This is a genomic window from Streptomyces sp. NPDC001002, from assembly GCF_053599215.1.
The window spans coordinates 1-21,804 of the sequence record NZ_JBSFLV010000120.1 but is presented as its reverse complement, the minus strand read 5'-3'; the positions used below and the strand labels follow the sequence as shown (position 1 = coordinate 21,804).

19 protein-coding genes, 1 pseudogene and 2 riboswitches are annotated in these 21,804 nt (G+C 71.3%); of the genes and pseudogenes, 11 read left to right on the top strand and 9 right to left on the bottom strand.

Going from position 1 to position 21,804, the window contains the following annotated elements; all coding sequences use genetic code 11:
- The first annotated feature begins 28 nt into the window (after positions 1-28).
- From ACWDR3_RS36615 to ACWDR3_RS36590, 6 genes are all read left to right on the top strand, one after another.
- Positions 29-1,372: an aminomethyl transferase family protein gene (locus ACWDR3_RS36615; protein ID WP_450356884.1), complete on the top strand. Its 1,344-nt coding sequence runs from the start codon at positions 29-31 to the stop codon at positions 1,370-1,372.
- 29 nt (positions 1,373-1,401) lie between these two features.
- Positions 1,402-2,274 (top strand): methylenetetrahydrofolate reductase, encoded by an 873-nt coding sequence (locus tag ACWDR3_RS36610; RefSeq protein ID WP_450356883.1) that lies wholly within the window; start codon positions 1,402-1,404, stop codon positions 2,272-2,274.
- The gene (purU, locus tag ACWDR3_RS36605; RefSeq protein WP_450356882.1) at positions 2,271-3,176 is read left to right on the top strand and encodes a formyltetrahydrofolate deformylase; all 906 of its coding nucleotides are present in this window, start codon (positions 2,271-2,273) and stop codon (positions 3,174-3,176) included. The genes ACWDR3_RS36610 and purU overlap by 4 nt, the downstream gene beginning before the upstream one ends.
- A gap of 46 nt (positions 3,177-3,222) precedes the next feature.
- Entirely contained in the window at positions 3,223-4,149 is a 927-nt protein-coding gene (locus ACWDR3_RS36600) for a LacI family DNA-binding transcriptional regulator (protein ID WP_450356881.1), read from the top strand.
- Between the two features lie 134 nt (positions 4,150-4,283).
- A riboswitch (cobalamin riboswitch) is annotated at positions 4,284-4,428 on the top strand.
- A 35-nt stretch (positions 4,429-4,463) separates the two neighbouring features.
- Positions 4,464-4,685 (top strand): CbtB domain-containing protein, encoded by a 222-nt coding sequence (locus tag ACWDR3_RS36595; RefSeq protein ID WP_123996460.1) that lies wholly within the window; start codon positions 4,464-4,466, stop codon positions 4,683-4,685.
- Between the two features lie 22 nt (positions 4,686-4,707).
- A complete protein-coding gene (locus tag ACWDR3_RS36590) occupies positions 4,708-5,460 on the top strand; it encodes a CbtA family protein (RefSeq protein ID WP_450356880.1) in 753 nt (250 codons plus the stop codon).
- A gap of 80 nt (positions 5,461-5,540) precedes the next feature.
- On the opposite strand, the gene ACWDR3_RS36585 is transcribed toward ACWDR3_RS36590, so the two are convergent.
- The 3 genes from ACWDR3_RS36585 to helR all read right to left on the bottom strand — a co-directional run bounded on the left by ACWDR3_RS36585 (position 5,541) and on the right by helR (position 11,259).
- On the bottom strand, positions 5,541-6,149 hold the full coding sequence (locus ACWDR3_RS36585; protein WP_450356879.1) for a histidine phosphatase family protein: 609 nt from the start codon (positions 6,147-6,149) through the stop codon (positions 5,541-5,543).
- Between the two features lie 132 nt (positions 6,150-6,281).
- Positions 6,282-8,600, bottom strand: a complete 2,319-nt coding sequence (gene metE, locus ACWDR3_RS36580) for a 5-methyltetrahydropteroyltriglutamate--homocysteine S-methyltransferase (RefSeq protein ID WP_450356878.1) — start codon at positions 8,598-8,600, stop codon at positions 6,282-6,284.
- A 173-nt stretch (positions 8,601-8,773) separates the two neighbouring features.
- Positions 8,774-8,997, bottom strand: a riboswitch (cobalamin riboswitch).
- Positions 8,998-9,093: 96 nt separating this feature from the next.
- Positions 9,094-11,259, bottom strand: coding sequence for an RNA polymerase recycling motor ATPase HelR (helR, locus tag ACWDR3_RS36575; protein ID WP_450356877.1), 2,166 nt, complete (start codon positions 11,257-11,259; stop codon positions 9,094-9,096).
- Positions 11,260-11,563: 304 nt separating this feature from the next.
- Between helR and ACWDR3_RS36570 the strand changes: the two genes are divergently transcribed.
- Positions 11,564-12,613: an enoyl-CoA hydratase/isomerase family protein gene (locus ACWDR3_RS36570; protein ID WP_450356876.1), complete on the top strand. Its 1,050-nt coding sequence runs from the start codon at positions 11,564-11,566 to the stop codon at positions 12,611-12,613.
- A 157-nt stretch (positions 12,614-12,770) separates the two neighbouring features.
- Positions 12,771-14,442, top strand: a pseudogene (locus tag ACWDR3_RS36565) (serine/threonine-protein kinase).
- A 5-nt stretch (positions 14,443-14,447) separates the two neighbouring features.
- Here ACWDR3_RS36565 and ACWDR3_RS36560 read toward each other — a convergent pair.
- On the bottom strand, positions 14,448-15,116 hold the full coding sequence (locus ACWDR3_RS36560; protein ID WP_450356875.1) for a universal stress protein: 669 nt from the start codon (positions 15,114-15,116) through the stop codon (positions 14,448-14,450).
- Between the two features lie 127 nt (positions 15,117-15,243).
- Positions 15,244-15,729 (bottom strand): winged helix-turn-helix transcriptional regulator, encoded by a 486-nt coding sequence (locus tag ACWDR3_RS36555; RefSeq protein ID WP_450356874.1) that lies wholly within the window; start codon positions 15,727-15,729, stop codon positions 15,244-15,246.
- Positions 15,730-15,821: 92 nt separating this feature from the next.
- Between ACWDR3_RS36555 and ACWDR3_RS36550 the strand changes: the two genes are divergently transcribed.
- Positions 15,822-16,340: a PaaI family thioesterase gene (locus tag ACWDR3_RS36550; protein WP_450356873.1), complete on the top strand. Its 519-nt coding sequence runs from the start codon at positions 15,822-15,824 to the stop codon at positions 16,338-16,340.
- A 45-nt stretch (positions 16,341-16,385) separates the two neighbouring features.
- Here ACWDR3_RS36550 and ACWDR3_RS36545 read toward each other — a convergent pair whose 3' ends face one another.
- The 3 genes from ACWDR3_RS36545 to ACWDR3_RS36535 form a co-directional block, all read right to left on the bottom strand.
- Entirely contained in the window at positions 16,386-16,847 is a 462-nt protein-coding gene (locus ACWDR3_RS36545) for a VOC family protein (RefSeq protein ID WP_450356872.1), read from the bottom strand.
- Positions 16,848-16,905: 58 nt separating this feature from the next.
- Positions 16,906-17,772 (bottom strand): helix-turn-helix domain-containing protein, encoded by an 867-nt coding sequence (locus tag ACWDR3_RS36540; protein WP_450356871.1) that lies wholly within the window; start codon positions 17,770-17,772, stop codon positions 16,906-16,908.
- A gap of 96 nt (positions 17,773-17,868) precedes the next feature.
- Positions 17,869-18,660, bottom strand: a complete 792-nt coding sequence (locus ACWDR3_RS36535; RefSeq protein WP_450356870.1) for an SAM-dependent methyltransferase — start codon at positions 18,658-18,660, stop codon at positions 17,869-17,871.
- 194 nt (positions 18,661-18,854) lie between these two features.
- Here ACWDR3_RS36535 and ACWDR3_RS36530 point away from each other — a divergent pair, with 194 nt between their 5' ends.
- On the top strand, positions 18,855-19,493 hold the full coding sequence (locus ACWDR3_RS36530) for a TetR/AcrR family transcriptional regulator (RefSeq protein ID WP_450356869.1): 639 nt from the start codon (positions 18,855-18,857) through the stop codon (positions 19,491-19,493).
- Positions 19,494-19,524: 31 nt separating this feature from the next.
- Here the strand turns inward: ACWDR3_RS36530 and ACWDR3_RS36525 are convergent, their stop codons facing one another.
- Positions 19,525-20,268: an LmeA family phospholipid-binding protein gene (locus ACWDR3_RS36525; RefSeq protein WP_450356868.1), complete on the bottom strand. Its 744-nt coding sequence runs from the start codon at positions 20,266-20,268 to the stop codon at positions 19,525-19,527.
- Between the two features lie 147 nt (positions 20,269-20,415).
- Between ACWDR3_RS36525 and ACWDR3_RS36520 the strand changes: the two genes are divergently transcribed.
- Positions 20,416-21,804 (top strand): MFS transporter (locus ACWDR3_RS36520; RefSeq protein WP_450356867.1); only part of this gene is annotated, 1,389 nt, incomplete at its 3' end.

The following is a 21,804-nucleotide window of genomic DNA, read 5'->3' as shown; positions in this document are numbered from 1 at the left end:
GGACGGACCGCGAAGCGAAGGAGCCGCAATGGCAACCCCCTCCCTCCAGGACGGCATCGACAAGGCCGGCTCACCGGTCAAGCTGCTGTGGCAGCCCGGCGCCGAGCCATGGACCCCTGAGGTGGTCGAGCGCGAGTACGCGGGCTGGCGGCAGGAGCAGCAGGCCTGGCACGAGGGCGTGGCCCTGCTCGACCTCTCGCACCACATGTACGACCTGACGATCGAAGGCCCGGACGCCACCCGGGTGTTGGCCGATCACGGCGTCAACAACTTCGCCAAGTTCGCGATCGGACAGGCCAAGCAGTACGTGCCCGTGACCCGCGAAGGCCACATCGTCACCGACGGCATCCTCGCCCGCGAGGCCGAGAACAGGTACCTGCTCAGCGGCATCCCCGCCGCTCAGCACTGGGTGCAGTACCACGCGGAGAAGGGCGGCTACGACGTCGGCTTCGCCACCGACCCCTCCTCCGCCTTCCGGCCCGGCGGCGGCGACCCGAAGCTGTTCCGCTACCAGATTCAAGGCCCGCTGGCCGTGGAGCTGGTGGAGCGGGCGTTCGGCGGCCCGATGCCGGAGACGAAGTTCTTCCACTCCAGCCCGGTCGTCCTCGACGGGCGCTCGCTGCGCGCCCTGCGGCACGGCATGGCGGGCCAGGCCGGCTACGAGTTCATCGGCCCCTGGGAGCACGCGGCCCACGTCCACGAGAGGTTCCTGACGGTCGGCGAACCGCTCGGCCTGATCCAGGTCGGCGCCCTCGCGTACACGACACCCAGCGTCGAGAGCGGCTGGATCCCGTCCCCGGTGCCCGGCATCTACACCGACCCCGAACTGCTGGAATACCGCAGGCAGCTGCCCTTGTTCGGAATCGAGGGCAAGCGCCCCCTGAACGGCAGTTACTTCTCGGAGGACATCGAGGACTACTACGTATCGCCGTACGAACTCGGCTACGGCAAGATGATCTCCTTCCGCCACGACTTCGTGGGCCGGGACGCCCTGGAGAAGGCCAAGGACGAGGTGCGGCGCACCAAGGTCACCCTCGTCCTCGACCCCGCCGACGTGCGCACGGTGATCGGCGAGGGCCAGGATCCCGGTTTCGTGCTCTCCTACGCCCGGCACCGGGTGGAGACCGCCGCCGGACTGGTCGGCGTCACCATGCAGAGCGCGTCGATCGACCCCGTGGGCGCGGTCCTCGCCCAGACGCTGATCGACACCGAGCACGCCGTGCCCGGCACCGAGGTGAGCGTGGTCTGGGGCGAGCACCCCGGTCCCGGTACCGACCCCGAGGCCGACCTCGGCTTCCCCCGCATCCGCGCCACCGTGCATCCCTCGCCGTTCGACGAGCACGCGCGCACCCTCTACCGCCGCGACCGCTGACGCGGGCCCAGAGAGCGAGACGCACCACGATGAACCCCGCGAGCAGGACAGGAACAGCGGTCGGCACCGCACTCCTGGAGGACTTCTCCCTGGAGATGACCGGCAAGGACGTCCCCGGACTGGAAGAGGCCCGCGACCGCATACCCCAGGGCACCCGCATCAACATCACCTTCCTCGGCAACGAGGACCTGCCGATGCGCCTGGCCGCGGCCCGGGCCGTCAAGCGGCTCGGCTTCGTCCCCGTACCGCACATCTCCGCCCGCCGCCTCGGCTCCCGCGACGACTTCGAACGGTTCCTCGCGGGCCTGCGCGCCGACGGCACCTCCGACAACGTGTTCCTCGTCGGCGGCGACCCGGCCCACCCCGAAGGCCCCTACGCGGACTCCCTCTCGCTGATCGACACCGGGCTGCTGGGGGAGTACGGAGTACGGCACGTCGGCATCACCGGATACCCCGAAGGCCATCCGTCGATCGACGACCTGACGCTGTGGTCCGCGCTGCGGAACAAGCACGCGGCCCTCGCCGCGCACCCCCTGGACGGCGAGATCATCACCCAGTTCGGCTTCGACGTCGACCCGGTGCTCGCCTGGGTGGCGGAGGTACGGAGCCGAGGCATCGCCCTCCCCATCAGGATCGGCGTCCCCGGACCCGCCGGAGCACGCCGGCTCCTGTCCTACGCGGCCCGGTTCGGCGTAGGAACCAGTGCCTCCGTCGTCAAGAAGTACGGGTTCTCGCTGACCAACCTCATGGGCACCGCCGGCCCCGACCGCTTCCTGCGCGATCTCGCCGCGGCCCACGACCCCGCCCGGCACGGCGACTTGAAGATCCACTTCTATACGTTCGGCGGGCTCAAGGCCACCTCCGACTGGGCCGCCCGCTTCCGGAAGGACAGCACGGCATGACGCTCACGCAGGACACCCCGGTCCGCGCCGGCACGGCCGAAAAGCCCACGCAGCAGGCCTCGTTGATCGTGCAGGGCGCGGACGCCACCGGCATCGTCGCGGCCGTGACATCGGTCCTCAGCGGCCACGGCGCCAACATCGTCGCCCTCGACCAGTACTCCGACAACCCGCAGGGCGGCGCCTTCTTCCAGCGCACGGTGTTCGGCCTCGACGGCCTGCGGGCCGCGCTGCCCGCCCTGCGCACCGACCTCGACGAACACCTCGTGGAGCGGTTCGGTCTGACGTACACGCTGCGCGACCTGTCGGTCCCCAAGCGGGTCGCGATCTTCGCGTCGAAGTCCGACCACTGTCTGCTCGACCTGCTCTGGCGCCATCGGCAGGGCCAACTGCCCGTCACCGTCGCGATGGTGATCTCCAACCACCCCGATGTGGCCGAGGAGGTACGCGCCTTCGGCATCCCGTTCTTCCACGTGCCCTCCCAGGGACCGGACAAGTCGGCGGCCGAGACGGAACACCTGCGGCTGCTCAAGGGCAACGTCGACTTCGTCGTCCTCGCCCGCTACATGCAGATCCTCACCGGCGACCTCATCGAACGGCTCGGCGTGCCGATCATCAACATCCACCACTCCTTCCTGCCCGCCTTCATCGGCGCCGGGCCCTACGCCAAGGCCAAGGAACGCGGCGTGAAGCTGGTCGGCGCCACCGCCCACTACGTCACCGAGGACCTCGACGAGGGCCCGATCATCGAGCAGGACGTCGTCCGCGTCACCCACGCCCATACCGCCACCGACCTCACCCGCCGGGGCGCCGACGTGGAACGCGCGGTCCTCTCCCGGGCGGTGCTGTGGCACGCCGAGGACCGGGTCGTCAGGAACGGCAACCAGACCATCGTGTTCGCCTAGGCTGAGCGCCGGCGCTTAATCGTTCTACTGGCGGGAGTGTGCCGGCATGGGCCGTTCCGGCCGGGTGACGCTGAGCGACGTGGCCGAGGCGTCCGGGGTCTCCCGGGCGACCGTCAGCTTCGTACTGAACGACGACCCCCGGCAGACCATCTCCGGAGCGACCCGGGAACGAGTCCTGGCCGCCGCACGGGAGTTGGGGTACGTCCCGCACGGGATCGCCCGGGCGCTGCGCGAGGGGTCGTCGCGGATCGTCGTCCTCAATGTCGACGAGGGCCTGGAGGGCAACTTCTCCCGGAGCTATGTCCGGGGCCTGGACGAGGAGTTGGCCGCGCACGACCACGTCCTCCTCGTGCGGCACGGGCACACCGCGCCGGAGGCCACCCAGAAGATCCTCGACGCCATCGTGCCGCGAGCCGTGCTCCGGCTCGGCGAGGTCTACATGCGTGGGAACGGTCCCATCGAGGAGGACTGGGAGAACGGGTTCGCCGCCAACGCCGCCCTGCAGATCGGTCATCTCGCCGAACGGGGGCACACCCGGATCACCATGGCCATGCCCGACCACGACTTCCCGCTCACCGAGGCCCGCCTCGGGTTCGCCCGCGAGGCCGCCCGGCGGCTGGGTCTGCCGCCTCTGGAGCACCTCGTCGTCCCCCGCCCGCGGGAGGCAGGCGCGGTCGCCGTCGGGGCGTTCCGCGCGGCGCACCCGGACGTGACCGCCGTGGCCGCCTTCGACGACGACATCGCCGTGCGCACCCTGACCGCCCTGCACGACCTCGGAGTTCGGGTGCCCGATGACATGGCCGTGATCGGCTTCGACGAGACCGAGCACGGCTCCCTGACCACGCCCGCGCTCACCACCGTCCACATCGACGCCGAAGTCCTCGGCAGGCTCGCCGCGCGGCACGCCCTCGGCATCGACACGGGGGGCCTGGCGCCGCTGCCGGGCCGGATCGTGGTCCGCGGCTCGGTGTGACCGACGTACGGGACCGCGGCTCGCACGGCGCCTGAACCGACGTATCCACGCGGTGAATTGACGACCGAGGCCGATGATCCTCGTCACTCGGCGCGAGAGACCGGCATCACCCCAGGTAGCGCGGTATTGGCCATGTTCGCGACACACGGTACGGTCACTCTGATATCGACGACGCCAAAACGGAAGCCGGTGGGAGTCCGGCACGGTCGCGCCACTGTGTGCCACCCCTTTAGCGGAGGGGGGCGAGTCAGACCCGTAGCCGTCGTCCTGTGCACCACCGAGATGGGACGCGAACTCCCAGAGGAGGCCCTGCCATGGCGCAGCATGTCGCTCAGCCGACAGCCACCACCCCCGCTCTCCCCGCCAAGCTGCCGATCGGCGCGATCGTCCCCTGGGCGGTCTTCTTCGGCATCCTGATGCTGGTCCTGCTCTACTTCGTCGGCGCCGAACAGGGCGCCACCTCCCTCGTGTCCGGTTCGGACGTCCACGAGTGGGTGCACGACGCCCGTCACCTGCTCGGCTTCCCCTGCCACTGACCCGAGGGAAACCAGCACTCTCATGAACTCCGCAACGGTGCGAAACCTTCTCGTGCGGGGCATGCTCGCCGGCCTGACCGCCGGCGTGCTCGCCCTCGTCGTCGCCTACTTCCTCGGTGAGCCGAACGTCGACAAGGCGATCGGCTTCGAGGACGCGCACGCCCACGAGCACGAGATGGAGATCGTCTCCCGCTCCCTGCAGTCCACCGCCGGTCTGGCCACCGGTGTCCTGATCTACGGCGTCGCGTTCGGCGGCATCGCCGCGCTCGCCTTCTGCTTCGCGCTCGGCCGCGTCGGCCGGTTCAGCCCGCGGGCGACCGCGCTGCTGCTGTCCGGCTGCGCCCTGCTGGCCGTCTACGTCGTCCCGTTCCTGAAGTACCCGGCCAACCCGCCGGCGGTCGGCGACCCCGACACCATCGGCAAGCGGACCACCCTGTACTTCCTGATGATGGTCCTCAGCGTGCTCCTCGCGATCGTCGCGACCATCCTCGGCAAGCGGCTCGCACCGAGCCTGGGCACCTGGTACGCCACCGTCGTCGCGCTCGCCGCGTTCGCCCTGGTGATCGGGCTGGCGTACGCGTTCCTGCCGGTGATCAACGAGGTCCCCGCGGACTTCCCGGCCACCGTGCTGTGGCGCTTCCGGCTCTCCGCGCTGGCCATGCAGATCACCCTGTGGGGCGGATTCGGCCTGGCTTTCGGCGAGTTGGCCGAACGGCTGCTGAACCCGAAGCCGGCCACGGTGCCGGCGAGTACGGCGGTGCCCGCACCGCACTGACACGACCCGGAGGACGGGGCGGGCGGTGTCAGCCGCGCCGCGCGATCATCACGCAGTTACGTGAGCACAGGGACACGGCGTCATGACCCGCCGGCCGGCGGGACTCCGGCCGCCCCGGCCGTCTCCAGCGGGTCTCCGACCCGCACGTTCCACCGGCCCGCCCGCCCACTGACCGTGGTGGCCGTCAACGGCAGCACGTCCACCCGCCAGAAAGCCGCCGCGGGCGCGCCCAACGCGTGCACCACCGCGGCCCGTACGACATCCGGTTCGACCACGGCGAGCGTACGGCCGTCCGCGCCGAGGGACGCCTCCAGCCACCGTGCCACCCGCGCGCACAACTCCTCGACGGACTCCCCGCCGTGCGGAGCCGACGCGGGATCGGCGAGCCACTGTGCCACCGCCTCGGGCTCACCGGCACCGACCTCTGCGAGCGTGAGCCCCCGCCAGCGCCCCACGTCCAGCCCCGCCAACTCCGCTGCTTCCTCGCACCCGTTGAGGCCCAACGCGGTCGCCGTCTGACGACAGCGCACACCGGGCGACACGACGACACGCGCGGCCGAGGGCAGGGCGCCGGCCGCGGCACGGGCCCCCGCCTCACCGCCGGCCTCGATCGAACCCCCGTCGTCGAAACGTGCCTGGCGCAGCGAGGTGCTCATCGCGGGCGAGATGAAGGTGACACGGCTGGTCACGGACGGCTCCTCCTGGTGCGGTCGGTGGTGTGGCGGTCTCCATTGGACACTGCGCGCAGGCACGTGTGCCGGCCGGGGAGGGGGCCTCGGCGTCCCTCCCCGGCCGAACGGACCCGACCTCAGGACCCGATGTCAGGCCCCGGGCAGTTCCTCACGGACCGTGCGGGCGGCGGCGACCAGGTTCTCCAGCGACGCACGGGTCTCCGGCCAACCGCGGGTCTTGAGACCGCAGTCGGGGTTGACCCACAACCGCTCGGCGGGGATGGCCCTGAGCCCGGTACGCAGTAGATCGGCGACCTCCTCCGCGCTAGGCACCCGCGGCGAGTGGATGTCGTACACGCCCGGTCCCGCCTCGCGCGGATAGCCGTGGGCGGCGAGTTCGCGCGCGACCTGCATGTGCGAGCGGGCCGCCTCCAGGCTGATGACGTCCGCGTCGAGATCGTCGATGGCCTGGACGATGTCCCCGAACTCGGCGTAGCACATGTGGGTGTGGATCTGCGTGTCCGGCCGCACCCCACCCGTGCTGAGCCGGAACGCCTCGGTCGCCCACGCCAGATACGCGGCACGATCGGCGGTGCGCAGCGGGAGCGTCTCGCGCAGGGCGGGCTCGTCGACCTGGATCACCGAAGTCCCGGCCGCCTCAAGGTCGTTGACCTCCTCGCGCAGGGCGAGCGCCACCTGCCGGGCGGTGTCGCCGAGCGGCTGGTCGTCCCGGACGAAGGACCAGGCGAGCATGGTGACCGGCCCGGTGAGCATGCCCTTGACCGGGCGCGGGGTGAGGGACTGGGCGTACGTCGTCCAGTGCACGGTCATCGGCTCGGGGCGGGAGATGTCGCCGGCCAGGATCGGCGGGCGGACGTAACGGGTGCCGTAGGACTGCACCCAGCCGTGCTGCGTGGCCAGGTACCCCGTGAGCTGCTCGGCGAAGTACTGGACCATGTCGTTGCGTTCGGCCTCGCCGTGCACCAGGACGTCCAGACCGGTCTTCTCCTGGAAGGAGATGACCTCCTGGATCTCGGCCCTGATGCGCTCCTCGTAGCCGGCCGTGTCGATCCGGCCAGCCCTCAAGTCCGCGCGGGCGGTGCGCAGTTCACCGGTCTGCGGGAAGGAGCCGATCGTGGTGGTCGGCAGCAGCGGCAGACCGAGGTGGGCACGCTGGGCCGTGGCACGTGTGGCGTACGGCTGGGAGCGGCGGGCGTCGGCCTCCGTGACGGCGGCGGCTCGGGCCCGTACCGCCGGGTCGTGCGTGATCGGCGAGCCCGCGCGGGAGGCCAAGTCCGCACGGTTGGCGGCGAGTTCGGCGGCGATCGTGTCGGTGCCCTGGGCGAGCCCCTTGGCGAGGGTGACGATCTCGGCCGTCTTCTGCTTCGCGAACGCCAGCCAGCGCAGGATCTGCGGCTCGATGTCCCGCTCCCGGGCGGAGTCGAGCGGCACGTGCAGCAGCGAGCAGGAGGCGGACACGTCGACCCGGTCGGCGAGGCCGAGCAGGGTGCCGAGGGTGGAAAGGGACGCGGACAGGTCGTTCACCCAGATGTTGCGGCCGTTGACCACACCGGCGACCAGCCGCTTGCCGGGCAGTCCGCCCACGGCGGCCAGCGCGTCGAGGTTGGCCGCGGCGGCCTCGGTGAAGTCCAGCGCGAGCCCCTCCACCGGCGCCTTCGCCAGCACCGGCAGCGCCTCGCCGAGCCGGTCGAAGTACGAGGCGACCAGGATCTTCGGCCGGTCGGTGAGGCCACCGAGGTCACGGTAGGCGCGCGTGGCGGCGTTCAGCTCGGCCGGGGTGCGGTCCTGGACCAGGGCGGGCTCGTCCAGCTGCACCCACTCGGCGCCCGCAGCGCGCAGGTCGGCGAGGACGTCGGCGTACACCGGCAGCAGTCGGTCGAGCAGGGTGAGGGGGTCGAAGTCGGCAGGTACGCCCGGAGCCGGCTTCGCCAGCAGGAGGTACGTGATCGGGCCGACCAGCACCGGACGGGCGTTCAGCCCGAGGGCCAGGGCCTCCGCCAACTCCTCGACCTGCTTGGTCGAGTCGGCGGTGAAGACGCTGTCGGGCCCCAACTCGGGCACCAGATAGTGGTAGTTGGTGTCGAACCACTTCGTCATCTCCAGCGGCGCCACGTCCTGGGTGCCGCGCGCCATGGCGAAGTAGCCGTCCAGAGCGTCCGCTTCGACGGCGGCGCGGTGGCGGGCGGGGACGGCGCCGACCATGACGGTGGCGTCGAGGACGTGGTCGTAGTACGAGAAGTCGCCGGTCGGCACCTCGTCGACGCCGGCCTTCGCCAGCTCCCGCCAGTTGGTGGCACGGAGCTCTGCGGCCGTGGCGCGCAGGGCGTCGGCGGTGACGCGGCCCTTCCAGTAGCCCTCGATGGCCTTCTTCAGTTCCCGGTCCGGGCCCTGGCGGGGGTAGCCGTACACGGTGGCCCGCGCTGCCGCGGCTGCGGTCCTGGTGGTCACGGAGATCTCCTTCGCGAGATGGATCCCTGAGATCCCGGCGACGGGACGCGAGCGCGAAGGGTGACGAGACCGGGCGGGCACGACCCTGAGCGGCAATGGGAACCGCGCGGTCGTCCGCCTGGTATGTACGCCGACCCGCCCACGAGGTCACCGGGATGTCCGCGCACGAATCGGCCGTACGCGGGCAGGTGGCAGGTCTTCGGACTCGCGGGCACGTCCTCCGGTCTCCCGGCGGACTCCTACTGGCCGTCGCTTCCCAAGCCCTTCGTGGGCCCAGTGCGTATGACGGCGGTCGTTCCCGCTCACCGCTGCGGGGCAGTCCCGGATTCCCACCGGGTTCCCTCTTGCGACGCATCCCGTCTGGCGGACGGGGCGAACCAGCTGCATCCGCCAGCCTACGGGGTGACGCGACGGACCGAAGCGCCGCGTCCACCATCCGGAGGGTGAGCCGGCCCACTCGGGACCGGATCAGCCCTGGTCGTAGGAGGGGTGGTCAGCTGGTGAGGACGACGAGTTGCTGGGTCGCCCGGGTCATCGCCACATAGTGGTCGACCGCTCCTTCGATGCCCTCGCCGAACTTCTCCGGGTCGACGAGGACGACCAGGTCGAACTCGAGTCCCTTCGACAGCTCGGGAGTCAGGGAGCGGACGCGGGACGTCGCCCGGAACGTGGGATCGCCGATGACGCAGGCGATCCCGTCGTCGTGCGCGGTGAGCCAGGTGTCGAGGACGTCGGTCAGATCCGAGGCGGGTCCGTGGACGACGGGGATGCCGCTGCTGCGGATGGAGGTCGGGACGTTGGCGTCCGGGAGCGCGGCCCGGATGACCGGCTCGGCCTCGGCCATGACCTCTTCCGGCGTGCGGTAGTTGATGCTCAGCGAGGCCACGTCGATCCGGTTGAGCCCGATGCGTTCGAGCCGTTCCTGCCACGACTCCGTGAACCCGTGCCGGGCCTGGGCGCGGTCCCCGACGATGGTGAAGCTCCGGGACGGACACCGCACCAGCAGCATCTGCCACTCCGCGTCGGTCAGCTCCTGCGCCTCGTCCACGACGACGTGCGCGAACGGGCCGGCGAGCAAGTCCGGGTCGACGGTGGTCAGTTCGGCCTCGTCGACGAGGCTGACCTGGGCGTCCTCGCCGCGCAGCATCTTCACCAGGCCGATGCCCTCGTCGCCGTCGTCGCCCGAGGTGGCCACGGCCTCGATCAGGTTGTCGACGACCTGGGTCATGCGCTCGCGCTGGGCGGCGAGGACGGCCTTGTGCCGACGCTCGCGCCGCGCCGCCTCAGGGTCACCGAGCCGCTGTCGCGCCGCGTCCAGGAAGGGGAGGTCGGACACCGTCCAGGCCTGGGCCTCCGCGCGCTGCAGCTTCTGCACGTCGTCGCGGTCCAGCCAGGGGGCGCACATCCGCAGATAGGCGGGGACCGTCCACAGATCGCCGACCAGGTCGATCGCTTCGAGCAGCGGCCAGGCGCGGTTGAAGGCCGTCAGCAGCGCCCGGTTCTGCAGCAGCGACTTGCGCAGCAGGGTGGTCGGGGCGTCCCCCTCGTGCTTCTCCATGAGGAGCGTGAGCAGCTCCTCCCAGACCTGCTCGCGCGCCTCGTTGTGCGGGGTTCCGGGCTCCGCCGCGTCGAACGCCACGGCCCAGTCGTCGGGGGTCAGCGGGATGTCGGACCAGTGGGTCGTGACCGTCATGCCCTTGGCGGGCGGCTCCTCGTAGAACCTGACGGCCCTCTCGATCGCCTTCACCAGGTCCGCGGACGACTTGAGGGCGGCCACGTCGGGGTCGCTCTCGACCGCCGCCGCGGCTCCCTCGGCGACGAGGTCCCGCAGGATGCAGGTCTGCACGCCCTCCTCGCCGAGGCTGGGCAGGACGTCGGAGACGTAGTCCAGGTAGGGCCGGTGCGGACCGACGAACAGGACACCGCCACGGCGATGGCCGAGACGCGGGTCGGAGTACAGGAGGTAGGCGGAGCGGTGCAGGGCGACGACGGTCTTGCCCGTGCCCGGTCCGCCGTCGACGACGAGCGTGCCGCGGGAGCCCGCGCGGATGATGGCGTCCTGGTCGGCCTGGATGGTGCCGAGCACGTCCCGCATCCGGGACGACCGATTGCTGCCGAGACTGGCGATGAAGGCGGACTGGTCGTCGAGCGCGGCATGCCCCGCGAACCCGTCGGCGCTGAACACCTCGTCCCAGTAGTCGCTGATCCGGCCCTCGGACCAGCGGTACCTGCGGCGGCTCGCCAGACCCATCGGGTTGGCGTGGGTGGCGCCGAAGAACGGCTCGGCCGCGGGGGAGCGCCAGTCGAGCAGCAGCCGACGGCCCGTGCTGTCGGTGAGGCCGAGGCGTCCGACGTACACGGGCTCGGAGCCGTCCGCGAGGACCATGTGCCCCAGGCACAGATCCAGGCCGAAGCGGCGCAGGGTGCGCAGCCGGGCGGTCACCTGGTGGACCTCGGTGTCCCGGTCCATCGCCTCCCGGCCGAGACCGCCGGGTGCCCTGCGGGCGGTGTCGAGGCGCTCGGTCAGCTCGGCGATCGACTCCTCCAGGCACGCCGCGATGGCCGCGAAGTGCTGCTCGTCGCCGGAGATCAGGGCCGGGTCGGCTTTCGCGGAGAGCCGGTCGGGAAGGTCGAACGCGCTGGTGGTGAGGGGGTTCACGTAGTTGGCTCCGAGGCTCCGAAGATGGGGTGTGCGGCAGGGCGTCGGCTCGACGGGCCCAGGTGGTGTGCGTCGATACGGTCCACCCGTCTGTGGGCGCCTTTTGGCCCGGGTCGGTGATTGTGCGCCACGATGGGGGCCTTGCCGCAAGGCCCCCGGTGCGCTATAGGTTGGTAGTGGCAGGGAGAGCTGTGACCTCCCTGCCTTTGTGTTGTGCGGTCTCCAAGTGTGCTGCGCGTACGGTGTCCGGAAGATCGTCCGTGACCTGCGGGTCCACCGGCTTCTGGAAGGAACCAAGGAGACCATGCGCGAATCCGTGCTGCTGACCACGGCCGGCCGGGCCGCCCACATCACCCTCAACCGCCCGAAGGCCATCAACGCCCTGGACCACGCGATGGTCCGCCGCATCGACGAGGCCCTGACCGCCTGGGAGTCCGACTCTTCCGTCGAGACCGTGGTCATCACGGGCGCGGGAGAGCGAGGCCTGTGCGCGGGCGGTGACATCCGGGTCGTCCACGACGATGCCCGCGACGGCGACGGCACCGCGTCGGCCGCCTTCTGGCGGGACGAGTACCACCTGAACGCCCGCATCGCGCACTACCCCAAGCCCTACGTCGCTGTCATGGACGGCATCGTCATGGGCGGCGGGGTCGGCATCTCCGCACACGGCACTGTCCGCGTGGTCACCGAGCGGTCGAGGGTGGCCATGCCGGAGACGGGGATCGGCTTCGTGCCGGACGTGGGCGGTACGTATCTCCTCTCCCGCGCCCCGGGCGAGCTGGGCACGCACCTGGCCTTGACGGGCGCGCAAGTCGGCGCCGGGGACGCTCTGTTGTGCGGCCTGGCGGATCACTACGTACCCTCCGACTCACTCCCGGATTTCGTCGAGGACCTGGCCGCCCGACCCGTCCGGGAAGCGCTCGATCGCCATGAACGGCCTTCTCCACAAGGGGAGTTGGCGGGCCGACGGGAGTGGATCGACTCCTGCTACGCCGCCGACACGGTCGAGGAGATCATCGATCGACTCCTCGCGCACGGCGACCCTGCCGCGAAGGAGACGGCGGAGACCCTGCTCACCAAGTCACCCACCGCCCTCAAGGTCACCCTGTCCGCCATGCGCCGAGCCCGGCAACTCGGCTCGCTGGAGCGAGTGTTGGACCAGGAGTACCGCGTCTCCTGCGCGGCCCTCACCGCCCCCGACCTGGTGGAGGGCATCCGCGCCCAGGTCATCGACAAGGACCGCAACCCGCACTGGTCACCGGCAACCCTCGCCGAGGTGAGCGACGCGGATGTGGAGCGCTTCTTCGAGTCGCTGGGTGAGCGGGAGCTGGGGCTGGGCGAGCCGCGTACCTGACCCGACCTGGGAGGCCGGGAAACGGCTTTCTGAGGCGACGGCTTAGGCTGCTGCCATTGATCAGCTCAACGGATCGATGGGGCGGGGGCTCATTGGTTCAGGGGACCGGAGGGTCAGGGGACCTGCGGTTCCGGGGACAGAGGGGGTACGGGGGGCGATGGACAGAGCGACCGAGGTGTTCCAGCCGTTGCAGGCGGAGGATCCGCGGCTGGTGTCCGGTTACCGCCTCGCCGCGCGGCTCGGCGCGGGGGGTATGGGGCGGGTCTATCTGTCGCACACGCCGGGTGGCAGACCGGTGGCGATCAAGGTGGTGCGGCCCGAACTGGCCGACGATCCGGACTTCCGGCGACGGTTCCGCCGGGAGATACGGGCGGCCCAGCGGGTCCGCGGCGCGTACACCGCAGAGTTGATCGACGCCGATGCCGACGGCGCTCCGCCCTGGCTGGCGACGCTGTACGTGCCCGGGCCCTCCCTGGCGGAGGCCGTCGCCCGGCGCGGACCGCTGCCGGTGCCCGCGGTGCTGTGGCTCATGGCGGGGGTGGCCGAGGCGCTGCAGGCGATCCACGCCGCGGGAATCGTGCACCGGGACCTCAAGCCGTCCAACGTGCTGCTGGCCTCCGACGGACCGCGCGTGATCGACTTCGGTATCTCGCTGGCCTCCGACGTCACCTCGCACACCGTCACGGGCTCCGTCGTCGGCACGCCGTCCTTCATGGCACCCGAGCAGGCGGTCGCGGGTGAACTCACCGCGGCGACCGACGTCTTCGCGCTCGGCCAGACCGCGGCGTTCGCGGCGCTGGGAGAGCCGCTGTACGGCGACGGCCCCTCGGCCACGGTGCTGTACCGGATCGTGCACTCGCAGCCCGACCTGTCCCGCCTGCCCGAGCAGCTCCGGCCGCTGATCGCCCGGTGCCTGGCCACCGATCCGGCGGAGCGGGCCACGCCGGCGGAGGTCGTCGAGTGGTGCCGGCAGCAGCTGGGCCGGGACTCCGAGGCGGGCGCGGGACCGGCCGTCTGGCGGGAGGCAGCGGGGCCGGAGGTGGTGGTTCCGGACCCTGTCCCCGAGCCCACACCGACGCACGGCACGATTCCTGCTGCTCTCCACACACGCCCCCTGGCGCACAACCCCCTGCCGCTGGTCACGCGACCGCAGGCGCCGGGACCGGCCGAGCGGCGCACCCGCCGGCGCCGTATCGCACTTCTCACGGCCGCCGGTGTGACGGCGGGCGCGTTGGTGCTGACGGGCTTGGCGTGGACGGTCATGGACCTGGCGGACGGGGTCCGCCACCGGGATGCGGCGGGCTCCTCGTCGGCCGGGCCGTCCGGGAAGTCGCCGGACTCGGGGGGATTCGGTGGCGTCATCATCCGGAGCCGGGTCGGACGCGGTGGCGGGTGACGGGACGTCCGACGTGTCGTCGAGTCCCTCCTCGACCGTGCCGGCGACTCCGGAACCCGAGGCGTACCCCCTGCAGCGGCTGGACGAGAAGACCTCGTTGAGTTTCGAGGAGCCGGTCGGGCGCGAGGACCGCAAGGGGGACATCCGCTTCTCCTGCAAGGAGATCAACTGTGCGCTGGAGAGCGACACCAGCGTGATCGTCCAGCTGTTCGGCAAGCCGGGCGGCGACCTCGATTCCTGCCGTCTCCTCCTCTCCGGAGCCACGGAGCACACCTGGGGGCTGTCCGCGGCGGCGGCCGGCAGCGAGTTCTGCGTCAAGAACTCCGCCGGGGACATCGCGCTGCTCGTGGTCCAGGTGAAGTCGACCGCGCTGTGGGACACACCTGGCGTCAGCTTCCTGCTGGCGGACATGACGGTCTGGCGGAAGGTCTAGGGCGGTCACCAGCGAACGACCGCGACCGGGCACGTCGCGTCGCGCAGCAGGGCCCTGGTGACATCCCCCCACTCGCCGCCCACCCGCGCCCCCACCACGATCAGCGCTGTGTTCGCGGAGTGGTGGAGGAGGGCCTCGGCGGGTGGGAACAGGACGACGTCCTCAAGTACCGGTACCTCCGGGTACTTGCTGCGCCAGGGGCGCAACGCGTCGGTCAGGAGCTGGACTTCGTGGTCCTCCCAGGTGGCCCGGTCCTGTTCCGGGACGGCGAACGGGAACTCGGCCGCGGTCGGGGGGAGTTGCCAGGCGTGGACGGCATGCAGGCGCGTGCCGCGCAGTCGTGCGCTGTCGAAGGCGAAGTCGATCGCCGCGCTCGCCGGGTCATGGGCGTCGATCCCGAGGACGACGCCCGAAGGGCGGCTGAAGCTCTGACCGTCGTCCTCCGGCACCAGTACCACCGGTGTGATCGAGGTGCGGATGCTAGCCGGGAGGGGTGGTTGCGCGGCCGTCCGACGCATGCCGAGCACCACCAACTTGGCCTCGGCCGGGTCCGGTTGGGGATCGTGCAGCACGCACAGGGGCAGACCGCGCAACAGCGCCTCACGGCTGGCCCATTCGACCGCGTCCCGGCTGCCTGTCGATCGGTCGGTACGCGCGACGATCACTTGCTCCATGGCCGTTCGCCTCTCTGGCACAGACTGGCGCAGAAGGGGGGTGTTCCGTCCCCATCACATCCCTTGTGCACCAGCCTGCCTCGCCCCCGCCTTCGCGGACAGAGGCCGAACGGTCAACGTCCGAGTCTCACTCCGAGGCGACCGAGGTCCGATACGGTCGCGCACCCGGCCCCGGCCGCGCGGTCACGTCCCTCGGCGTGAGCGGGACGTGTTCGTCGGCGCACTCGACGACGACCCGTACCGGCGCCCCGCAGTCGGTGTGCCGCATGTCCAGGACGGGACCCTCGGGGTCCGGGTCGTAGGTGTCGCCCCACTGGCGCAGGGCGACCAGGACCGGCCAGAGGTCCCAGCCCTTGCGGGTCAGCCGGTACTCGTTGCGGGCCCGGCTGCCCGGTTCCTGGTAGGGCACGGTCCGCAGGATCCCGGCCGACGTGAGCTTGCGCAGCCGGTCGCTGAGGACCGCCTCCGACAACCCCATGTGCCGGCGGAACTCCTCGAACCTGCGGACGCCGATCGCCGCGTCGCGCAGCACGAGCAGCGTCCATTTCTCGCCGACCAGATCGAGCGTGCGCTGGACGGGACAGTTCTCGGTACTGACGTCGAGCCACTCCATTCCGCCATCGTAGAGCCCTGGCTTCTTCATTGACAGCCAGGTGACGGCCCGGCTAGCTTCGAATGACGAAGTCAGCTGGGAGGCGGCACGACATGGGACGTACACGTACGTACGAGTGGGAGGATCCCGCGATCACGGCGGCGGCGGTCGGGCACGGTTCCGGCCTGGACCTTCTGCGTGCCGTGCAGGAGGGCCGGCTCCCGGCACCGCCCGTCGCGGCCACGCTGGACTTCACGCTCGACGAGGTGGCCGAGGGCCGGGCCGTGTTCTCCCTGCTGCCGGGGGAGGAGCACTACAACCCCATCGGCAGCGTGCACGGCGGTGTCTACGCCACCCTCCTCGACTCCGCCGCGGGCTGTGCCGTGCAGTCCACGCTCCCCGTCGGCATGGGGTACACCTCGCTGGATCTGACCGTGAAGTTCCTGCGGCGGATCACCTTGGACACGGGCCGGGTGCGTGCGGTCGGCACGGTCGTGAACAGGGGCCGCCAGACCGCGCTGGCCGAGGCGACGCTGCTCGACGGGAAGGATCGGCTGCTCGCTCACGCGACCAGCAGTTGCCTGCTGTTCCCGGTGCCGGTCGGGGAAAGCGCCGGGGGCGGCGGGGCGTGACCCGCTGATTCGCCCGCACCCTCCGGCTCAGCCGCCCATCCCGCTTCAGCGCGGCTCGCCGCGGTACGTGCCGAAGTACCAGCGGTTGCCCTCGGGGTCGCGGGCGGCGAAGTCGCGGGAGCCGTAGTCGGTGACCTGCAGTTCCGTGGTGATCTCGGCGCCGGCCGCCTTCGCCCGGGCATGGACGGCGTCCGGGTCGGCGGTGACGACGTAGGCGCTGAACGCGCCCGGCGGAGTAGGGCAGTCGGCGGGGTCCTGGTCCTCGCGGACCGAGCCGAGCATGATGCCGCCGCCCTCGGGCCAGGCGAGTTCGGCGTGCTGGACCAGTTCGCCGTCGCCGTGGACCACCGTCTCCTCGAAGCCGAAGGCGTCGACCAGGAAGCGGATCAGCGCGCGGGCGTCCCGGGCACGCAGGCTCGGCCAGACCTGTGGGGCGGGCGGCTGCTTGCCGGAGTCGTGGGCGCTTGAAGTGGTGGGCGTGGGCGAGGAGTTGGGGGTGCCGGGCATGATGAGCCGCCTTTCGCTGCGACGCCGTGAGGCGTGGATCCGTCGAACACCCCCAGCGTCACGCGGGCGGATGGTGCCCGGATTGGATGTTTCGGAACTCCTGGGCCAACCAGGTGCTCGGCGAGCAGGAGGCCAGCGCCGCGAACTCGCGGTCGAGGTGCGACTGGTCCGCGTAACCGCAGTCGGCGGCCAGGCCCGCGAGGTCGATGCGGCCGGGGCGGTCGGCCAGTCGGCGTCGGGCCCGGTCGAAGCGGATGACGCGGGCGGCCGCCTTGGGAGTGAGGCCGATCTCGGCGCGGAAGCGGGTGCGCAGGTGGCGGTCGCTGTAGCCGGTCTCGGCGGCGAGCTCGTCGACGCGCAGTCGGCCGCCGGTGGACAGGAGCAGCCGCCAGGCACCGGCGACTCCCGAAGTGCGGGCCGGCGGGCCGCTCTCGTCGTGGAAGAGCCGGCGCAGCAGCCAGCCGTCCACGACACGGAACCGGGCGGGCCAGTCCGTGGCCTCGCGCAGCCGGTCGTGGGCCTCCCGGACGTCCGCGCCCAGGACGTCGTCGGCGTGGAGGTCGATCCCGGTGAGTTCCCCGGCGGGCAGCCCCAGCAGCACGCGGGCGCCCAGGGGGCTGATCCCGATCTGGACGCCGGACTGGCGTCCCGGGATGTCGATGAGCGCGGGCGTCAGATGCAGGCCGCCCAGCAGCGTGGCGAAGTCGCCGGGAGCGGCGGCCGGGTCGGGATGGGCCGCCATGCTCAGCGGGTCGTCGAGCGTGAGGATCAACGTCAGCCAGGGCGAGGGCAGCCCGCGGTGCTTGGTCGGCGGAACTCCGCGCTGGCGGTAGCCCGCGTACCAGCCGACCAGCCCGCGCAGCGCCGGCGACGGAACCGCCCGTACCGCCTCGTCCACGACCTTGTCCACGATCTCGGCACCCACGTGGCCATTGTCCCGCGCGGGCCCGCCCCGCGCAGGAACACGTCGGCGGGTTCTCTGCCGCCCTGCGGCGTGCGGGCGGCAGCCCCTCGACCGTCGCTACGGCTTGCGGGCGACGCCCCCGAAGTCGTCGACCTCCAGGACCTCCGCGTCCGGGGACTCCGGGCGCCAGCGGGAGACCGAGACCACCCCGGGGTCGAGCAGCTCCAGGCCGTCGAAGAAGCGGGCGAGCTGCTCCGGGCTGCGGTTGACCCGCGGATTGTCGCCCGCCTCGTTCCACTGCTCGATCATGATGCGCATGCCCTCAGGGTCGAGGACCTCGGTGTCGTCGCACAGCACCAGGAAACTCCCGGACGGCAGCGCGGCGAGCAGGCGCCCGACCAGGCCGTACGCGGAGTCGTCGACGACATGGGCCGTGATCCCGAGCAGTACGAGGGCGATGGGACGCGTGAAGTCCAGCGTCTTCGCGGCACCCTGGAGGATGGTCTCCGGATCGTGCAGATCGGCGTCTATGTAGTCCGTCCTGCCCTCGGCGGAGCTGGTGAGCAGCGCCTCGGCGTGGGCCAGCACGATCGGGTCGTTGTCGACGTAGACGATCCGGGTCTCGGGGGCGATCCGCTGCGCCACCTCGTGCGTGTTGTTCGCGGTGGGCAGGCCCGTGCCGACGTCGAGGAACTGGCGGATGCCGGCCTCGCGCACGAGGTACTCCACCGTGCGCACGAGGAACGCCCGTTGGGCCCGGGCGATGTCGAGGATCTGCGGGTTCGCCTCGACGATCTGGTCACCGACCTGGCGGTCGATCTCGTAGCAGTCCTTGCCGCCCAGCCAGTAGTTCCAGATCCGGGCGGAGTGCGGGACGCCGTTGTTGAAGAGCGCGGTGTCAAGTGGCATGAGAACTCCTGCAGTTGGCCTGCCGCCACCTCATCGTCCGCGGCATGATCAGTCAAGCCGGGCAGGCACCACCGCGTGCCGCGCGTCCGCGGGCGGGCCCGTGAACCGTGTCAAAATGTGCAGGTCCCGCAGCCGCCGTCGCAGGTTCACCGCCCCAGCCGGTGTGCCCCGCACCGAGTCACCGAGGTTCCTTCGTGTCCAAGCCCGTCGCTCGTGAGCCACAGCGCCGCAACTCGCGGTCCAACCGGGCGCGCATCCTGGCCACGGCCCGCCAGGAGCTCGGGCGGAACCCGGACGTCACCCTGGAGGAACTGGCGCGCGCCTCCGGTGTCGTACGGCGCACGCTGTTCGGTCACTTCCCGGGCCGCGCGGCCTTGTTGGAGGCGCTCGCCGAGGAGGGGTCCGAGGTGTTGCGGGAGGCCCTGGAGCGCGGGGCGCGGCCCGCGGAACCGGCCGAGCGGGCGTTCGCGTACTTCATGTTCTCGCTCTGGCCGGTCGGTGACCGCTACCGGATGCTGCTCGGACTGACCCGGCGCGACCTGGGACCCGAGCGCGTGACCGAGATCCTCGCGCCGGCCCGGGCCGCGGCCACCGCCATCCTGGAGCGCGGGCAGCGCGAGGGCGTGTTCCACACCCGGCTGCCGGCCGCCGCGCTGAGCGCCGGCCTTGAGGCGCTGACGGTGGCGCTGCTGGAGGCGGTCAACTCCGGGGCGCTGGAGGACGACGGGACCCGGACCGCGACCGCCGCGCTCATCGCGGCGGGCGTCCCCGAGGAGCGGGCGGCCGTCGTGGTCGGGGAGGTCGCGGCGAGCATGCCGCCGGCGGCGGACTGAACCCGCGCCGGCTTCGGTCGCGTAGCGGCTCTCAGGCGGACCGGTCCGCGGACCCTTCCGCCGACGCGTCCGTCGACTCGTCCTCCGGGCGGAACGTGACCGACTCGCCCGAGAAGCGGGCGGTGAGGCCCGTGGCCGTCGTGCTGACCGTGCGCAGGTGCAGGCCCTCCGGGATGTTGCGCAGCTGGATCGGCTGCGCGAAGACCCGGTCGAGCAGGGTGCGGCCGATGGCGGGGAGTGTGCCGCCCGTGACCTGGAAGTCGTGGAACGAGATGCGGTTGCCGGAGGCAGCGGTGACGGCCGTGGTTACCTTGACCTCGCTGTCCAGGGGCAGCATGACCGTCGCCGTGATCCGGCCGGGCTGTGCGGCCTGGGAGATCTCTATGCCGAGGGCGTTCGAGACGTCCGCGTAGGAGAGGTAGGCGGTCGCCTCGGCCTTGCGCGCTCGTGCCTCCTTGTCGTCGTCCGACTTGCGCACTCCGTCGAGGCCCAGGTCGAGTTCGGTCACCGGCAGCGGGCGCGCCGACCCGTCGGCGGGGATGTCGTGCGCCTTGATGTCGACGTGCCGCAGGGTGCCGGAGGCCACCTGTGTCAGCACGGGGACACCGCGCACATGGACCTGCGGCGGCAGGGGCGTGCCCATGCCCTCCTGGAAGGCCTTGGCCGTACGGGATTCGATCTGTGCCGCCGCGAACCGGTCGGCCGCGACGGGGAGGAGGACGAGCGCGAGCAGGGCGGCGAGGGCGATGAGGAACGGGCGGGGGTTGGTCCGCATGGGCCTTCCTTTGGCGAGAGCGTCCGAGGCGCTGGACGCCTGGAGTGGCGGGCGTCCTGTGAGGTGGTCGCCATATTTGCACATCACTGAGCAATAAACTAGTCTGCACATCGATGGGCAATTAACTCGTCCCCTAGGAGCCCCCCGATGCCCTTCCTGACCGTCACCCCCGTGGAAAAGATGTCCGCGCCCTACCCCCGCCGCTGGTGGGCCCTGATCGTCCTCTGCTTGAGCCTGCTGATCGTGGTCATGGCGAACACGTCACTGATCGTTGCGGCGCCGGACATGAGCAAGGAGCTGGGCCTCAGCAGCAGCGACCTGCAATGGGTCATCGACGGCTACACCGTTCCGTATGCGGCGCTGATGCTCGTCCTGGGCTCGATCGGCGACAAGTACAGCCGTCGCGGCGCGCTCGTCACGGGTCTGCTGGTGTTCGCAGCCGGCTCGGTGATGGGCAGCCTGGTCGACGAGACCGGGCTGGTGATCACCGCCCGCGCGATCATGGGTGTCGGCGCCGCCGTGGTCATGCCGGCCACGCTGTCCCTGCTGGTCGCGATCTTCCCGAAGGGGGAGCGGGCCCGCGCCATCACGGCCTGGACCGCGACCTCCGGCCTGGCCATCGCGGTCGGCCCGCTGGTGGCCGGCTGGCTGCTGCGGGACCACGCGTGGGGCTCGACCTTCCTGATCAACGTCCCCATCGCGCTCGTCGGCGTCGTCGGCGCGCTCGTCCTGGTCCCGCCGTCGAGGGCCGCGCAGATGGGCCGGATCGACTACGTCGGCGGCCTGCTGTCGATCGTCTCGGTGGGCTCCCTGGTCTACGCGACCATCGAGGGCCCGCACTTCGGCTGGGGCGCGGGTCCGATCACCGCGGCCGTGGTCGCCGGCGTCGGTCTGCTCGCCTTCGTGCTGTGGGAGCTGCGCCACCCGCACCCGATGCTGAACGTGCGCATGTTCCGGCTGCGTCCCTTCAGCGGCTCGATGCTCGCGGTGCTGTTCTTCTTCTTCGGCACCTTCGGCGCGATCTACTACGCCACGCAGTTCCTGCAGTTCGTCCTGAACTACGACCCGCTGGAGACCGGCGTACGACTGCTGCCGCTGGCCGGTGCCGTGTTCGTCGGCGCCGCGCTCACCGGCCGACTGACCCCGAAGCTGGGCATGAAGCCGATGGTGGTGACCGGCATGGCGATCGGCGCCGCCGCCGTCCTCCTGCTGACGCGGATCGACACGGGCTCGACGTACACCGACTTCCTGGCTCCCGTGATGATGCTGGGTTTCGCGGTCGGCCTGAGCGTCTCCCCGGCCACCGACACGATCATGGGTTCCTTCCCCGAGAACGAGCTGGGCGTCGGCGGCGGCGCCAACGACACCGCGCTGGAACTGGGCGGCTCCCTCGGCATCGCGATCCTCGGCTCACTGCTGGGCACGGCCTACCGGGACAAGCTGGGCGACCTGGTCGGCGGCCGCCCTCGCCCGCTGGGTGGGCGAACGCCTCCGCGGAGAGACCCGATGAACCCCGAACTGCCCCCGGTGGCACCC

Bases quoted from the DNA above. Each gene is read 5' to 3' on its own strand.
- ACWDR3_RS36525 (WP_450356868.1), bottom strand. From the start codon at position 20,268: ATGCGGACCAACCCCCGCCCGTTCCTCATCGCCCTCGCCGCCCTGCTC.
- ACWDR3_RS36570 (WP_450356876.1), top strand. From the start codon at position 11,564: ATGCGCGAATCCGTGCTGCTGACCACGGCCGGCCGGGCCGCCCACATC.
- ACWDR3_RS36615 (WP_450356884.1), top strand. From the start codon at position 29: ATGGCAACCCCCTCCCTCCAGGACGGCATCGACAAGGCCGGCTCACCG.
- ACWDR3_RS36560 (WP_450356875.1), bottom strand. From the start codon at position 15,116: ATGGAGCAAGTGATCGTCGCGCGTACCGACCGATCGACAGGCAGCCGG.
- purU (WP_450356882.1), top strand. From the start codon at position 2,271: ATGACGCTCACGCAGGACACCCCGGTCCGCGCCGGCACGGCCGAAAAG.
- ACWDR3_RS36535 (WP_450356870.1), bottom strand. From the start codon at position 18,660: ATGCCACTTGACACCGCGCTCTTCAACAACGGCGTCCCGCACTCCGCC.
- ACWDR3_RS36550 (WP_450356873.1), top strand. From the start codon at position 15,822: ATGGGACGTACACGTACGTACGAGTGGGAGGATCCCGCGATCACGGCG.
- ACWDR3_RS36610 (WP_450356883.1), top strand. From the start codon at position 1,402: ATGAACCCCGCGAGCAGGACAGGAACAGCGGTCGGCACCGCACTCCTG.
- ACWDR3_RS36595 (WP_123996460.1), top strand. From the start codon at position 4,464: ATGGCGCAGCATGTCGCTCAGCCGACAGCCACCACCCCCGCTCTCCCC.
- ACWDR3_RS36590 (WP_450356880.1), top strand. From the start codon at position 4,708: ATGAACTCCGCAACGGTGCGAAACCTTCTCGTGCGGGGCATGCTCGCC.
- ACWDR3_RS36555 (WP_450356874.1), bottom strand. From the start codon at position 15,729: ATGGAGTGGCTCGACGTCAGTACCGAGAACTGTCCCGTCCAGCGCACG.
- ACWDR3_RS36545 (WP_450356872.1), bottom strand. From the start codon at position 16,847: ATGCCCGGCACCCCCAACTCCTCGCCCACGCCCACCACTTCAAGCGCC.
- ACWDR3_RS36600 (WP_450356881.1), top strand. From the start codon at position 3,223: ATGGGCCGTTCCGGCCGGGTGACGCTGAGCGACGTGGCCGAGGCGTCC.